We start from the raw sequence: 15,770 nt of genomic DNA on the forward strand, positions 1-15,770 counted from the left end.
CCCGATAGCATGATGATTTCCTCACCCTGGCGCGCCGACTTCCCGGCCATCGCCGCCCTGCAACGGCAAGACCAGACCTACCTGGACAACGCCGCCACCACCCAGAAACCCCAAGCCCTGCTCGACGCGCTGGCGCACTACTACGCCAATGGCGCGGCCAACGTCCATCGGGCGCAACACCTGCCCGGCGCCCATGCCACGCAAGCGTTCGAAGACAGCCGCAGCAAAGTTGCGCACTGGCTCAATGCCGGCACCTGCGGGCAAATCATCTTCACCCACGGCGCAACCTCCGCGCTGAACCTCCTGGCCTATGGCCTGGAACACCTTTTCCTCCCGGGCGATGAGATCGTCATCAGCGCCCTGGAACACCACGCCAACCTGCTGCCCTGGCAACAACTGGCCAAACGTCGCGAGCTGAACCTGGTGATACTGCCACTGGACGCCGACGGCGTGATCGACCTGCAGGCCGCCGCCGGACTGATCGGCCCCCGCACCCGGTTGCTGGCCGTCAGCCAGCTGTCCAACGTGCTGGGGGCCTGGCAGCCATTAGAGCCGCTGCTGACCCTGGCACAGGCCCATAACGCCTTGACCGTGATCGATGGCGCCCAGGGCGTGGTCCACGGCCGGCACGACGTGCAGGCGCTGGGCTGCGACTTCTATGTGTTCTCCAGCCACAAACTCTACGGGCCCGATGGCCTGGGGGTGGTGTTTGGCCGCAACGCCGCCCTGGAGCAATTGCGCCCCTGGCAGTTCGGTGGCGAGATGGTGCTGGACGCCAACTACCACGACGCCCGGTTTCGCCCCGCCCCCCTGGGCTATGAAGCCGGGACCCCGCCGATTGCCAGCGTGATTGGCCTGGGCGCGACCCTCGACTACCTGGCGGGCCTGGACCAGGACGCGGTGTCGGCCCACGAAGCGGCGTTGCATGACTACTTGCTCAAGGGGCTGCAGGCGCGCAATGGCATCCGGCTACTGGGCAAACCCCAACTGGCACTGGCCAGCTTTGTCGTCGAGGGCGTGCACAACGCTGACTTGGCCCACCTGCTCACCGAACAGGGGATTGCCGTGCGCGCCGGTCATCACTGCGCCATGCCATTGCTCAAGCGCTTCGAACTGGCCGGGGCTATTCGTGTGTCACTGGCGCTGTACAACGACTCCGAAGACCTTGAACGCTTCTTCGAAGCCCTGGACCAAGCCCTGGAACTGTTGCGATGAACCTGCCCGCCGAAGCCGTCAACGCCCTGCACACCTTCCAGGCCGCCGCCGGCTGGGAACAACGGGCCCGCCTGCTGATGCAATGGGGCGACCGCCTGCCGCCCTTGAGTGAGGCCGACAAAACCGAAACCCACCGCGTACACGGCTGTGAAAGCCAGGTGTGGCTGGTGGGCAAGTTGCACGACGGCCACTGGCAGTTTGCCGCGAGCAGCGATGCGCGCTTGATCCGCGGGCTGGTGGCCTTGCTGCTGGCGCGGGTCAACGGCTTGTCCGCGCAAGACCTGCAACAGGTGGATTTACCCGACTGGTTCAACCAACTGGGCCTCAGCCGCCAGCTCTCACCGTCCCGCAGCAATGGCTTGAATGCGGTGTTGCAGCGGATGAATGAGTTGGCGGGTTAATCGCCATCGCGAGCAGGCTCGCTCCCACAAGGGGATTTGTACTCGCCACAGATCCACTACGGGAGAGAGCCGGCCGGCGCTCCGTCTGCTCGGCGATAAGGCCATCAGAGTCGACCATTAAGCCTGAGGCTTGACCTTGTCCGCCGGCCGCCGCACACCCGCCACAATCTTGTCCACCGCCTTGGTCGCCGCCACCATGCCGAAGGTCGCGGTCACCATCATCACTGCGCCAAAGCCCCCGGCGCAGTCCAGCTTGACGCCGTCGCCGACAAAACTCTTCTGCAGGCAGATGCTGCCATCGGGTTTGGGGTAGCGCAGCTGTTCGGTGGAGAACACGCACGGCACGCTGTAGTGGCGGGTCACGGTGCGGGAGAAGTTGTAGTCGCGACGCAGGGTCGAGCGCACCTTTGAGGCCAGCGGGTCGTTGAAGGTGCGGTTCAGGTCGCAGACCTGGATCAGCGTCGGGTCGATCTGCCCGCCGGCGCCGCCGGTGGTGATGATCTGGATCTTGCGGCGCTTGCACCAGGCGATCAGCGCGGCCTTGGCGTTGACGCTGTCGATGCAGTCAATCACGCAGTCGATCTGCGGCGTGATGTACTCGGCCATGGTCTCGCGGGTCACGAAGTCCGCCACCGCGTGCACCTTGCACTCGGGATTGATCCCGCGCAGGCGCTCGGCCATGACCTCGACCTTGGGTTTGCCCACCGTGCTGTCCAAGGCGTGCAACTGCCGATTGGCGTTGCTCACACAGACGTCGTCAAGGTCGAACAGGGATATCTCGCCCACCCCGCAACGGGCGATGGCTTCCGCCGCCCAGGAACCGACGCCACCGACGCCGACTATCGCTACGTGGGCCGCGCGCAACCGTGCCAGGCCTTCAATGCCATACAAGCGGGCGATGCCAGCAAACCGCGGATCTTCTGTACTCATGACCACCCCCCTAAAAACCGGCGCGCATTATAGGGCCACGGGCCGACAAGTTTTAACCTTCTGGCTACAAGTGTAAGAACTAATGTGAAAGTCGATTGCCCAATGCCAGGCATTTCCCTATCCGCTGTACGGTCAGTGAAGGCCCAGTGTAGGATGCGCGCCCTTTGGCCGTAAGCCGACCGCCCCCTCGTTCCGCACCCTTTGGAACCCGAAATAGCTATGTCATCGCGTAAATTTGGACTCAACCTGGTGGTAGTGCTGGCGATCGCCGCGCTGTTCACCGGTTTCTGGGCGCTGATCAACCGCCCGGTCACGACCCCCAACTGGCCAGAGCAGATCTCCGGTTTTTCCTACTCGCCGTTCCAACAAGGCCAGTTCCCGCAGAAAAACCAGTTTCCGTCCGACGAACAAATGCGTCGTGACCTGGAAATCATGAGCAAGCTGACCGACAACATCCGCACCTACTCCGTCGACGGCACCCTGGGGGATATTCCCAAGCTGGCGGAAGAGTTCGGCCTGCGCGTGACCCTGGGCATCTGGATCAGCCCGGACCTGGAACGCAACGAACGCGAAATCCTGCGTGCCATCGAGATTGCCAACACCTCGCGCAGCGTGGTGCGGGTGGTGGTCGGCAACGAAGCGATTTTCCGCAAGGAAATCACCGCCGAACAGCTCAGCGTGATCCTCGATCGGGTGCGTGCCGCGGTCAAAGTCCCGGTGACCACCTCCGAGCAATGGCACGTCTGGGAAGAAAACCCGATGCTGGCCAAGCACGTCGACCTGATCGCCGCCCACGTCCTGCCCTACTGGGAATTCATACCGGTGGATCAGGCAGGTCAGTTCGTCCTGGATCGCGCCCGCGACCTGAAGAAAATGTTCCCGAAAAAGCCCCTGCTGCTCTCCGAAGTGGGCTGGCCGAGCAACGGCCGCATGCGCGGCGGTGCCGATGCCACCCCGGCTGACCAGGCGATTTACCTGCGCACACTGGTCAACAAGCTCAACCGCCAGGGCTTCAACTACTTCGTGATCGAAGCCTTCGATCAGCCATGGAAAGCCAGCGACGAAGGCTCGGTGGGCGCCTACTGGGGCGTGTTCAACGCTGCGCGCCAGCAGAAATTCAACTTTGAAGGCCCGGTGGTCGCGATTCCCCAATGGCGCGTGCTGGCCATCGGTTCCGTGGTCCTGGCGCTACTGTCCCTGACCCTGTTGATGATCGACGGCTCGGCCCTGCGCCAGCGTGGTCGGACCTTCCTGACCTTCATCGCGTTCCTCTGCGGTTCGGTGCTGGTGTGGATCGGCTACGACTACAGCCAGCAATACAGCACCTGGTTCAGCCTGACGGTGGGTTTCCTGCTCGCCCTCGGTGCCCTGGGGGTATTTATCGTGCTGCTCACCGAGGCCCATGAATTGGCCGAGGCGGTGTGGATTCACAAGCGTCGGCGCGAGTTCCTGCCGATCGAGGGCGATTCGAGCTACCGCCCCAAAGTGTCGATTCACGTGCCCTGCTACAACGAGCCGCCGGAGATGGTCAAACAGACCCTCAATGCCCTGGCCAACCTCGACTATCCGGACTTTGAAGTCCTGATCATCGACAACAACACCAAGGACCCGGCCGTCTGGGAGCCGGTGCGCGATTACTGTGCAACCCTGGGCCCGCGCTTCAAATTCTTCCACGTCGCGCCCCTGGCCGGATTCAAGGGCGGCGCGCTGAACTACCTGCTGCCGCACACCGCCAAGGACGCCGAAGTGATCGCGGTGATCGACTCCGACTACTGCGTACACCCCAACTGGCTCAAGCACATGGTGCCGCACTTTGCCGATCCGAAAATCGCCATCGTGCAGTCGCCGCAGGACTATCGCGACCAGAACGAAAGCACCTTCAAGAAGCTCTGCTACGCCGAATACAAAGGTTTCTTTCATATCGGCATGGTCACGCGCAACGACCGCGATGCGATCATCCAGCACGGCACCATGACCATGACCCGCCGTAGCGTGCTCGAAGAGCTCGGCTGGGCCGACTGGTGCATCTGCGAAGACGCCGAACTGGGCTTGCGGGTATTCGAGAAAGGCCTGTCAGCGGCGTACTACCACGACAGCTACGGCAAGGGCCTGATGCCCGATACCTTTATCGACTTCAAGAAGCAGCGCTTCCGCTGGGCCTACGGTGCGATCCAGATCATCAAGCGCCACACCGCCAGCCTGATCCGCGGCAAGGGCACCGAACTGACCCGTGGCCAGCGTTACCACTTCCTCGCGGGCTGGCTGCCGTGGGTGGCCGACGGCATGAACATCTTCTTCACTGTCGGCGCCTTGTTGTGGTCGGCGGCGATGATCATCGTGCCGCACCGGGTCGACCCGCCGCTGTTGATTTTTGCCATCCCGCCCTTGGCGCTGTTCGTGTTCAAGGTGGGTAAGATCATCTTCCTTTACCGCCGGGCGGTGGGGGTCAACCTCAAGGATGCATTCTGCGCGGCGCTGGCCGGCCTGGCGTTGTCCCATACCATCGCCAAGGCGGTGCTGTACGGTTTCTTCACCAGCAGTATTCCGTTCTTCCGCACGCCGAAAAATGCCGACAACCACGGCTTCTGGGTGGCCATTTCGGAGGCCCGCGAAGAGCTGTTCATCATGTTGCTGTTGTGGGGCGCAGCACTGGGAATCTGCCTGGTGCAAGGCCTGCCGAGCAACGACATGCGCTTCTGGGTGACCATGCTGCTGGTGCAGTCGCTGCCGTACCTGGCGGCGCTGGTCATGGCGTTCCTGTCGTCGCTGCCAAAACCTTCGGCCGAGGCTGAAACTCAACCAGCGGTCTAAATCTGTAGCGATGCACTAAACGGCGGCCAATGGTCGCCGTTTTGCTTTAAGATATCCGCCATTTTGCGCGCCCTGACCACAATTCCTGTGGGAGCGAGCTTGCTCGCGATGAGTCCGTCACATTCAACCTCTATGTTGAGGCTGGTTGCGCTATCGCGAGCAAGCCCACTCCCACATTAAGATCTTCCGGAGTCTTACATGACGGCCCACGCCGACCTTTCGCCGACCCTCCAACTCGCCATCGACCTGATTCGTCGCCCGTCCGTGACGCCGCTCGATGCCGATTGCCAGAAGCAGATGATGCAACGTCTGGGCGATGCCGGTTTTCTGCTGGAGCCGATGCGCATCGAAGATGTGGATAACTTCTGGGCCACCCACGGCCAGCAGGAAGGTCCGGTCCTGTGCTTCGCCGGTCACACCGACGTAGTGCCAACCGGCCCGGTGGCGGCCTGGCAGATCGACCCGTTCGACGCGCTGATCGACGAACACGGCATGCTCTGCGGGCGTGGCGCAGCCGACATGAAGGGCAGCCTGGCGGCCATGACCGTGGCGGCCGAGCGGTTTGTCGCCGATTACCCGAACCACAAGGGCAAGGTCGCCTTCCTGATCACCAGCGACGAGGAAGGCCCGGCGCACCATGGCACCAAGGCCGTGGTCGAACGCCTGGCCGCGCGCCAGGAGCGCCTGGACTGGTGCATCGTCGGCGAGCCGTCGAGCACCACCCTGGTCGGTGACGTGGTCAAGAACGGTCGCCGTGGCTCCCTCGGCGCCAAGCTGACCGTGCGCGGCGTGCAAGGCCACGTGGCCTACCCGCACCTGGCGAAGAACCCGATCCACCTCGCCGCCCCGGCCCTGGCCGAACTGGCCGCCGAGCACTGGGACCACGGCAACGATTTCTTCCCGCCGACCAGCTTCCAGATTTCCAACGTCAACTCCGGCACTGGCGCGACCAACGTGATCCCCGGCGACCTGGTGGCGGTGTTCAACTTCCGCTTCTCCACCGAATCCACCGTTGAAGGCCTGCAACAGCGGGTCGCAGTGATCCTCGACAAGCACGGCCTGGACTGGCACATCGACTGGGCCCTGTCCGGCCTGCCGTTCCTCACCGAACCCGGCGCCCTGCTGGATGCCGTTGCCTCGAGCATCAAGGACATCACCGGCCGCGATACCCACGCGTCCACCAGCGGCGGCACCTCGGACGGGCGTTTTATCGCCACCATGGGCACCCAGGTGGTCGAGCTCGGCCCGGTCAACGCGACAATCCACCAGGTCAACGAGCGGGTCCTGGCCAGCGACCTCGATGTGCTGACCGAAATCTACTATCAGACCCTGATCAAGTTGCTCGCCTGATGCTCGCCTGCCCTATCTGCAGCGCGCCGCTGAGCGCAGTCGACAACGGCGTGACGTGCCCGGCCGGGCACCGTTTCGACCGTGCTCGCCAGGGTTACCTGAACCTGCTGCCGGTGCAGCACAAGAACAGCCGTGACCCGGGCGACAACCAGGCCATGGTCGAGGCACGTCGTGACTTCCTGAACGCCGGGCACTACGCCCCGGTGGCCAGGCGCCTGGCTGAATTGGCCGCCGAACGCGCGCCACAACGCTGGCTGGATATCGGCTGTGGCGAGGGCTACTACACCGCGCAGATCGCTGCGGCCCTGCCCGCTGCCGAGGGTTATGCCCTGGATATCTCCCGCGAAGCCGTGAAGCGCGCCTGCAAGCGCAATCCGCAACTGACCTGGTTGATCGCCAGCATGGCCCGGGTGCCATTGGCCGATGCCAGTTGCCAGTTCCTGGCCAGCGTCTTCAGCCCGCTCGACTGGCAGGAGGCCAAGCGCCTGCTCAGCCCTGGCGGCGGCCTGATGAAAGTCGGCCCGACCAGCGGCCACCTGATGGAACTGCGTGAGCGCCTGTACGACGAAGTCCGTGAGTACACCGATGACAAGCACCTGGCGCTGGTGCCGCAAGGCATGACCCTGCAACACAGCGAGACCCTGGACTTCAAACTGAACCTGGTGGAACCCCAGGATCGCGCCAACCTGCTGGCCATGACCCCCCACGGCTGGCGCGCCAGCGCCGAACGCCGGGCGGCCGTGATCGAACAGGCCGAGCCGTTCGAGGTCAGTGTGTCAATGCGCTACGATTACTTCGTACTGCAATAACCCTTTAACTTTTTGGCCCCCGCCGCTGGCGTGGGGCCGGCTAAATCCGCGAATGGATTTTTCGAAACCTGCCGTGAGGAACATCCATGCGCCAACCCGATATCGAGATTTACCTCAAAGACGCCGACGTCGACTACAAGGCCATCGCCGCCTGGCTCGGCGCTGCACTGGGCCCTTGCACCGATTGGGAACAGAAAGGCCAGACCTATAAGTGCAAGGCCGGCAACGTGCCCGTTACCTGGCTGCCCAAAGCCGTGGGTAAGTGGAACAGCCTGTACCTGGAAAGCGACCAGACCCCATGGGACGACGACATCGCCTGCGCCCGCGCCGCGTTTGCCGCGCTGAACGTCGAAGTACGCTGCGCGCCAGGGACCTGGGTCGAGGAAGAAGGTGAGGAATCAGCTGACCGCTGGATGCGCATCAGCGCGGACGGTGAAGAAGAGATCACCTGGAAAACGGCTTAACAGCCCTACACCAGACCTGTGGGAGCGGGCTTGCCCGCGCAGACCGCGGCACATCCAGCATTGATGTGACTGACAAACCGCTTTCGCGGGCAAGCCCGCTCCCACCGGGTTTTGTGTGATCCGAGGAGCGGATTTACAAACCTACCACATCCTCAGCCTGCAGCCCTTTCTGCCCGTCCACCACGGCGTATTCAACCTGCTGGCCCTCGACCAGCGAGCGGTGGCCTTCACCACGGATCGCACGGTAGTGCACGAACACATCAGCTCCCCCCTCGCGCTGGATGAAGCCATAACCCTTGGCGTCGTTGAACCACTTCACGTTGCCGGTCTCGCGCGTTGCCATCAATCAGTACTCCCATTTTTTATTATTAAGTCGGCCTGTTCCAGGACAAGCCTGCAGAACGTTTGCCACCGCTCGACGCTGGGTAACAATCCGAGTCGATAGTGGCAAACGGCTGGCCGAGTATATGCCAGCCGTAAAAACTCTCAACTCAACAATACTTCGCCACCTTTTTGCCGATTTTCGACGAATACGGCACACTAGCGGCCCCGAGCGCTTGCTCGGTTTTTCCAACTCAAAGCAGAAGCCGTATGACCCGCTCCCCGCTCCGCCGTCTAGTGTTTGGCACCTTGCGCCGACTGTTGTACCTCTGGGTCCGCTCAGAGACGATCAACCAGTCGTCCTTTACCCTCAACCTCGACCGCAGTCGCCCGGTGTTCTACGTCCTGCAAAACCCCTCACTGACCGACCTGGCCGTGCTCGACACCGAGTGCACCAAGGCCGGCTTGCCGCGTCCGGTGCTACCGGTGTCGGTGGGTACCCTGCTGGAGCCGGCCGCATTCTTCTACCTGACGCCGGAGCCGGACTGGCTCGGCCGCCAGGACAAGCGCGGCGCACCGCCCACCCTGACCCGCCTGGTCAGCGCCCTGAGCCAGAACGCCGTCGAAGATGCGCAGATCATTCCAGTCAGCGTGTTCTGGGGCCAGTCGCCCGACAGCGAATCGAGCCCATGGAAGCTGCTGTTCGCCGACAGTTGGGCCGTCACCGGCCGCCTGCGTCGCCTGCTGAGCATCATGATTCTGGGGCGCAAGACCCGGGTGCAATTCTCCGCGCCGATTCACTTGCGCGAGCTGGTCGACCACAACAAGGGCCACGAACGCACCGTGCGCATGGCCCAACGCATCCTGCGGGTGCACTTTCGCAACCTCAAGGCCGCAGTGATCGGCCCGGACATTTCCCACCGCCGCAACCTGGTCAAGGGCCTGCTCAACCAGCCGCTGGTCAAGCAGGCAATCCTCGACGAAGCCGAGCGCGAGAACATCTCGCCGGAAAAAGCCAAGGCCCAGGCCCTGCGTTACGGCAACGAGATTGCCTCGGACTACACCTACACCGCGATCCGCTTTCTGGAAGTGGTGCTGAGCTGGTTCTGGAACAAGATCTACGACGGGATCAAGGTCAACCACATCGAAGGCGTGCAGAAGGTCGCCCAGGGTCACGAAGTGATCTACGTGCCGTGCCACCGAAGTCACATCGACTACCTGCTGCTGTCCTACCTGCTGTTTCGCAATGGCCTGACCCCGCCGCACATCGCGGCCGGGATCAACCTCAACATGCCGGTGATCGGCGGCTTGCTGCGTCGGGGCGGGGCGTTTTTCATGCGCCGCACCTTCAAGGGCAACCCGCTCTACACCTCGGTGTTCAACGAATACCTGCACACCCTGTTCACCAAGGGCTTCCCGGTGGAGTACTTCGTCGAGGGCGGCCGCTCGCGCACCGGGCGCATGTTGCAACCCAAGACCGGGATGCTGGCTATCACCCTGCGCAGCTTCCTGCGCTCCTCGCGCATGCCCATCGTCTTCGTGCCGGTGTACATCGGCTACGAGCGGGTGCTGGAAGGCCGTACCTACCTCGGCGAGTTGCGGGGCGCGAGCAAGAAAAAAGAGTCGATCTTCGACATCTTCAAAGTCATCGGCGCGCTCAAGCAGCGCTTCGGCCAAGTGGCGGTGAACTTCGGCGAGCCGATCAAACTGGCCGAGTTCCTCGACAGCGAACAACCGGACTGGCGCAGCCAGGACCTCGGCCCGCAGTTCAAGCCCGCCTGGCTCAACGAAACCACCAACCGCCTGGGCGAACGCGTGGCACGCCACCTCAACGAAGCGGCAGCGATCAACCCGGTCAACCTGGTGGCCCTGGCGTTGCTCTCCACCACTCGCCTGGCACTGGACGACCGGGCGATGGCGCGGGTGCTGGACCTGTACCTGGCCCTGTTGCGTCGCGTGCCTTACTCGCCGCACACCACCTTGCCCGAAGGCGATGGCCGCGCGCTGATCGGACACGTCAAGGACATGGACCTCTTGTCCGAGCAAAGCGATGCGCTGGGCAAGATCCTCTATCTGGATGAGCAGAACGCCGTCCTGATGACCTACTACCGCAACAACGTGCTGCACATCTTCGCCCTGCCGGCGCTGCTCGCCAGCTTCTTCCAGAGCGCCTCGCGGATGAACCGCGAACAGATCCTGCGCTACACCCGCGCGCTGTACCCGTACCTGCAATCGGAGTTGTTCATTCGCTGGACGCTGGACGAACTGGACGCGGTGATCGACCAGTGGCTCGAAGCCTTTGTCGAGCAAGGCCTGCTGCGCCTGGAAAATGACGTGTACCTGCGGCCTGCGCCCAGCTCGCGGCATTTCGTGTTGCTGACCCTGCTGTCCAAGAGCATCGCCCAGACCCTGCAGCGCTTCTACATGGCCATCTCGCTGCTGCTCAACAGCGGCCAGAACACCCTCAGCGCCGAAGAGTTGGAAGACCTGTGCACGGTCATGGCCCAGCGCCTGTCGATCCTGCACGGCCTCAACGCCCCTGAGTTCTTCGACAAGAGCCTGTTCCGCCACTTCATCCAGACCCTGCTCGACCTCGACGTGCTGCGGCGCGACGAAGCCGGCAAGCTCAGCCATCACGAGTTGCTGGGAGAATTGGCCGAAGGCGCCGCCAAACGTGTGTTACCCGCGGAAATTCGCCTGTCGATCCGCCAGGTCGCGCTGCATCGCAGTGAAGATGCCGCCGATCAACCCGCATCGCCACCCACTGTCTAAATGAACCAGGGCGCCAGTCTGTTGCTGGCGCCCGCGCTACGGAGATCCGTGATGAAAAAACTCACCCTGCTCGCCGCCGCAGCCTTGCTCACCGCCTGCCAGACGCCCTCCTCCGAACCCAAGGTAGCCCTGGACGGGGAGGTCTTCTACCTGCAACGCATCGCCCTGCCACCAACCGCCACCTTGAGTGTCAGCCTGCAGGACGTGTCACTCGCCGATGCACCGGCCCGGGTGATCGACGAACAGAAAGGCCCAGTTCAAGGCCAGGTCCCCCTGAAGTTCCACCTCAGCTACGACCCCCAGCACGTTGAACCTGGCCACCGCTACTCGGTGAGCGCGCGGATCGAAAACGACGGCAAGCTGCTGTTCATCACCACCGAGCATCACGCCGTGCAACTGGACGGCAAGGATCCTCAGCCGCTGCACGTGCGCGTCGACGCCGTGCGCTAAGTCCGTTTACTCCTTCCTGACCCTGAACCACGCCGCATACAGTGCCGGCAGGAACAACAGGGTCAGGGCCGTGGCGACGATCAAACCGCCCATGATGGCCACGGCCATCGGGCCGAAGAACACGCTGCGCGACAACGGGATCATCGCCAGCACGGCGGCCAGCGCCGTCAGCACGATAGGCCGGAAGCGCCGCACCGTGGCTTCGATGATCGCCTGCCAGGGCTTGAGGCCGGCCCGAATGTCCTGTTCGATCTGGTCCACCAGGATCACCGAGTTGCGCATGATCATCCCCGACAGGGCGATGGTGCCCAGCATCGCCACAAAACCGAACGGCTGGCGAAACACGATCAGGAACAGGGTGACGCCGATCAGCCCCAGTGGTGCCGTCAGGAACACCATGGCGGAGCGCGAGAAGCTGCGCAGTTGCAACATCAGCAACGTCAGCACCACCACGATGAACAACGGCACACCGGCCTTCACCGAGTCCTGGCCACGGGCCGAGTCTTCCACCGTGCCGCCGACATCCAGCAGGTAGCCGTCGGGCAGTTCGGCGCGAATCGGCTCCAGGGTCGGCTGGATCTGCTTGACCAGGGTGGCCGGTTGTTCCTTGCCGTAGATGTCGGCACGCACCGTTACGTTGGGCAAGCGGTTGCGGTGCCAGATGATGCCCTCTTCAAAGCCGTATTCCAGGGTCGCCACCTGGGACAGCGCCACGCTCTTGCCGTTGTCCGTCGGCACCGCCAGGCTCGACAGCAGCGACAGTTCACTGCGTTCGTGCAAGGTGCCGCGCAAGAGGATTTCGATCAACTCGTTGTCTTCACGGTACTGGCTGACGCTGGAACCGGTCAGCGAGCTTTGCAAAAACGTCGACAGATTGGCCGTGCTCACGCCCAGCGCCCGGGCCCGGTCCTGATCGACATTGAGGTACACCACCTTGCTCGGCTCTTCCCAATCCAGGTGCACGTTGACCACATGGGGGTTCTCACGCACCTTGGCCGCCACTTTGCGGGCCAGGGCACGCACCTCCTCGATGTGTTCGCCGGTCACCCGGAACTGCACCGGGTAACCCACCGGCGGGCCGTTTTCCAGGCGCGTGACCCGTGAGCGCAACGCCGGGAACTGCTCGTTGAGGGTCTCGATCAGCCAGGTCCGCAGGCTTTCCCGCTCCTCGATGGTATTGGCCAATACCACGAACTGGGCAAAGCTGGCCGCCGGCAATTGCTGGTCCAGCGGCAGGTAGAATCGCGGCGAACCGGTGCCGATGTAGGCCACGTAGTTCTCGATGCCGGCGTGTTCCTTGAGCAATGCCTCCAGGCGCTTGACCTCGGCAGTGGTATTGCTCAGCGAGGCGCCTTCGGCCAGCTTCAGGTCGACCATCAGTTCCAGTCGGCCGGAGGCCGGAAAGAACTGCTGCGGGACAAACCGGAACAGCACCACCGAGGCCACGAACAGCACGACGGTCAGGGCGATCACCGTTTTGCGCCGGCGCACGCACCACTCCACCAACCGCCGAACCCGTTGATAAAACGGCGTGCCGTAGGGGTCGGGCTGGTCGGCGCCGTGCTTGGCGGCGTGAATCTTGGCCAGGTCCGGCAGCAGCTTCTCGCCCAGGTACGGCACAAACACCACCGCCGCCACCCAGGATGCCAGCAACGCGATGGTCACCACCTGGAAGATCGAACGGGTGTATTCGCCGGTGCCCGATTGCGCCGTGGCGATCGGCAGGAAACCGGCGGCGGTGATCAAGGTCCCGGTGAGCATCGGGAAGGCGGTACTGGTCCAGGCATAGCTGGCGGCCTTGAGGCGGTCGTAGCCCTGCTCCATTTTGATCGCCATCATTTCCACGGCAATGATCGCGTCGTCCACCAGCAGCCCCAGGGCCAGCACCAGCGCACCCAGGGAAATCTTGTGCAGGCCGATGCCCAGGTAATACATGCAGGCAAAGGTCATCGCCAGCACCAGGGGAATCGCCAGGGCAACCACCATGCCGGTGCGCACGCCGAGAGAGAAAAAACTCACCAGCAGGACAATCGCCAGCGCTTCGACCAGCACCTGCACGAACTCACCGACACTGGTTTTCACCGCCGCCGGCTGATCCGAGACCTTGCGCAGTTGCATGCCGGCCGGCAGGTTGTTCTGGATGCGCTCGAACTCCAATTCCAGGGCCTTGCCCAAGATCAGGATGTCACCGCCGTCCTTCATGGCCACCGCCAGGCCGATGGCATCCTCGCCCATGAAGCGCATGCGCGGCGCCGGTGGATCGTTGAACCCCCGGCGCACGTCCGCCACATCGGCGATCCGGAACGTCCGGTCTCCGACCCGGATCGGAAACCGCTGGATCTGCTCCACCGTCTCGAAGTTGCCCGAGACCCGCAGTTGCAAGCGCTCGCTGCTGGTTTCAAAGAAGCCGGCGTTGGACAGCGCATTCTGTTCTTCCAACGCCTGCTGCACGGCAGCCAGGGGCAAGCCCAGGGTGGCGAGCTTGACGTTGGACAGTTCGATCCAGATCTTTTCGTCCTGCAGCCCCAGCAGGTCGACCTTGCCGACATCCTTGACCCGTTGCAGCTGGATCTGGATGCGGTCGGCGTAATCCTTGAGCACCGCGTAATCAAAACCGTCACCGGTCAGGGCGTAGATGTTGCCAAAGGTGGTGCCGAACTCATCGTTGAAGAACGGCCCCTGAATCCCTGGGGGCAGGGTCTGGCGAATGTCGCTGACCTTCTTGCGTACCTGATACCAGAGCTCGGGGATCTGCTGCGAATGCATCGAGTCCCGGGCAATGAACGTCACCTGGGATTCGCCGGGGCGGGAAAACGAGACAATACGCTCGTACTCGCCGGTTTCCATCAGCTTCTTTTCAATGCGTTCGGTGACCTGGCGCGAGACTTCCTGGGCAGTTGCCCCGGGCCAATTGGTCTTGATCACCATGGCCTTGAAGGTGAACGGCGGGTCCTCGCTCTGCCCCAACTTGGTGTAGGACAGGGTGCCCACGACTGCCAGAAGGATCATCAAAAACAGTACGATCTGGCGATTGCGCAACGCCCATGCGGAAAGATTGAAACCCATTGGGTATTACTCCTTGGCCGCCAGATTGACCACGCGGTTGGAGCGATCCACCGGCCGCACCTGCTGGCCTTCGAGAAGCACATGCACCCCGGCCGCCACGACCCAGTCGTCGGGGCTCAGGCCCTCCAGCACCGGCACGGTTTTTTCGCCGAACGCACCGACGCGCACCGGGACTTTTTTCAGGGTGTTGTTGGCACCCACGACCCAGACGTAGGTGGCGCCGTTCTCGGCCGTGAGCGCCGAAAGCGGCACGGTGAGTGCCACGGCATCGGCGCTCTGAATGAACACCCGGGCGCTTTGCCCAAGTTCGGCCGGGACCTTGCCGGCGGTAAAGGTGATACGCGCCGCGAAGGTCCGCGACTTGGGATCGGCGGCGGGCGACAGCTCGCGAATCGTGCCGGTGAATCGCTGGCCTTGTTGGGTCCAGAGTTCGACCGTGACCGGCTGACCGACCTTGAACCGGCCAAAATGCTGCTCCGGCAGACTGATCAGGACCTCACGCTCGCCATCGGTGGCCAGGGTAAAGACCGTTTGCCCGGCGCCCACCACTTGCCCGACTTCCACTGCGCGCTTGGCCACGACCCCATCCTGGGGCGCGCGCAACACCGCATAGCTGGCCTGATTGCTGGCCACGTCGAACTCCGCCTTGATTTGCTTGAGGCGTGCTTCACCGGAGCGGTAGAGGTTCTCGGCATTGTCGTACTGCGAGCGGCTGACCATCTGCCGCTCCATCAGGGTCTTGTACCGGTCGCGTTCGGCGCGTACCAGGTTGAGGTTGGCCGCTGCCGCCGCGACCTGGGCCCGGGCTGCGTCCAGTTGCAGGCGCACGTCCTCGGGGTCGAGCTCGGCCAGTGCCTGGTTGGCCTTGACCCGTTGGCCTTCGTCGACCAGTCGTCGGCTGACTTTGCCACCGATGCGAAACGCCAGGTCCGGCTCATAACGCGCGCGGACTTCACCGGGGTAGCTGTCCAGCGCCTGAGCCGAAGGCTCTGGCTGGACCACCATGGCCGGGCGTACGGTGGCCTGCACCGGCTCTTCGTGACCGCACGCCGTTAAAAACAGCGCCAGGCTGACTGGCAACGCGAGGGGCAAGGCATAGCGGAACATGGTGAGCGACCTTTCGCTAATGGTGCTTGGAATAATTATACTGGGCGGTATGTTATTAATAGCAAACTCACCAG

General features: G+C 63.2%; 12 protein-coding genes. 8 read left to right on the top strand and 4 right to left on the bottom strand.

Going from position 1 to position 15,770, the window contains the following annotated elements:
• Positions 1-9: 9 nt before the first annotated feature.
• Both AACY45_RS16575 and AACY45_RS16580 read left to right on the top strand, forming a co-directional pair.
• Positions 10-1,215 (top strand): aminotransferase class V-fold PLP-dependent enzyme, encoded by a 1,206-nt coding sequence (locus AACY45_RS16575; protein WP_339546448.1) that lies wholly within the window; start codon positions 10-12, stop codon positions 1,213-1,215.
• On the top strand, positions 1,212-1,616 hold the full coding sequence (locus tag AACY45_RS16580; RefSeq protein ID WP_339546449.1) for a SufE family protein: 405 nt from the start codon (positions 1,212-1,214) through the stop codon (positions 1,614-1,616). The genes AACY45_RS16575 and AACY45_RS16580 overlap by 4 nt, the downstream gene beginning before the upstream one ends.
• 117 nt (positions 1,617-1,733) lie before the next feature.
• On the opposite strand, the gene tcdA is transcribed toward AACY45_RS16580, so the two are convergent.
• Positions 1,734-2,546: a tRNA cyclic N6-threonylcarbamoyladenosine(37) synthase TcdA gene (gene tcdA / locus AACY45_RS16585; protein ID WP_445261191.1), complete on the bottom strand. Its 813-nt coding sequence runs from the start codon at positions 2,544-2,546 to the stop codon at positions 1,734-1,736.
• 219 nt (positions 2,547-2,765) lie between these two features.
• Between tcdA and AACY45_RS16590 the strand changes: the two genes are divergently transcribed.
• The 4 genes from AACY45_RS16590 (at position 2,766) to AACY45_RS16605 (ending at position 7,980) form a co-directional block, all read left to right on the top strand.
• On the top strand, positions 2,766-5,357 hold the full coding sequence (locus AACY45_RS16590) for a glycosyltransferase (protein WP_339546451.1): 2,592 nt from the start codon (positions 2,766-2,768) through the stop codon (positions 5,355-5,357).
• Positions 5,358-5,555: 198 nt separating this feature from the next.
• Complete coding sequence (dapE, locus tag AACY45_RS16595) at positions 5,556-6,707, top strand: succinyl-diaminopimelate desuccinylase (protein WP_339546452.1); 1,152 nt, start codon at positions 5,556-5,558, stop codon at positions 6,705-6,707.
• A complete protein-coding gene (locus tag AACY45_RS16600) occupies positions 6,707-7,516 on the top strand; it encodes a putative RNA methyltransferase (RefSeq protein WP_339546453.1) in 810 nt (269 codons plus the stop codon). The genes dapE and AACY45_RS16600 overlap by 1 nt, the downstream gene beginning before the upstream one ends.
• 86 nt (positions 7,517-7,602) lie before the next feature.
• The gene (locus AACY45_RS16605; RefSeq protein ID WP_339546454.1) at positions 7,603-7,980 is read left to right on the top strand and encodes a hypothetical protein; all 378 of its coding nucleotides are present in this window, start codon (positions 7,603-7,605) and stop codon (positions 7,978-7,980) included.
• 133 nt (positions 7,981-8,113) lie between these two features.
• Here AACY45_RS16605 and AACY45_RS16610 read toward each other — a convergent pair whose 3' ends face one another.
• Positions 8,114-8,323, bottom strand: coding sequence for a cold-shock protein (locus AACY45_RS16610; protein WP_095166762.1), 210 nt, complete (start codon positions 8,321-8,323; stop codon positions 8,114-8,116).
• A 248-nt stretch (positions 8,324-8,571) separates the two neighbouring features.
• On the opposite strand from AACY45_RS16610, the gene plsB reads away from it, so the two are divergent.
• Positions 8,572-11,073 (top strand): glycerol-3-phosphate 1-O-acyltransferase PlsB, encoded by a 2,502-nt coding sequence (gene plsB / locus AACY45_RS16615; RefSeq protein WP_339546455.1) that lies wholly within the window; start codon positions 8,572-8,574, stop codon positions 11,071-11,073.
• Positions 11,074-11,124: 51 nt separating this feature from the next.
• Positions 11,125-11,523 carry a YbaY family lipoprotein gene (locus AACY45_RS16620; protein ID WP_339546456.1) on the top strand — a complete coding sequence of 133 codons (399 nt, stop codon included), beginning with the start codon at positions 11,125-11,127 and terminating at the stop codon, positions 11,521-11,523.
• Positions 11,524-11,529: 6 nt separating this feature from the next.
• Here the strand turns inward: AACY45_RS16620 and AACY45_RS16625 are convergent, their stop codons facing one another.
• The gene (locus tag AACY45_RS16625) at positions 11,530-14,589 is read right to left on the bottom strand and encodes an efflux RND transporter permease subunit (protein WP_339546457.1); all 3,060 of its coding nucleotides are present in this window, start codon (positions 14,587-14,589) and stop codon (positions 11,530-11,532) included.
• Positions 14,590-14,595: 6 nt separating this feature from the next.
• Positions 14,596-15,696 (bottom strand): efflux RND transporter periplasmic adaptor subunit, encoded by a 1,101-nt coding sequence (locus tag AACY45_RS16630; RefSeq protein WP_339546458.1) that lies wholly within the window; start codon positions 15,694-15,696, stop codon positions 14,596-14,598.
• Positions 15,697-15,770: the final 74 nt, after the last annotated feature.

It is taken from the genome of Pseudomonas sp. RA_35y_Pfl2_P32 (genome assembly GCF_963970735.1).
Classification (GTDB): Bacteria; Pseudomonadota; Gammaproteobacteria; order Pseudomonadales; family Pseudomonadaceae; genus Aquipseudomonas.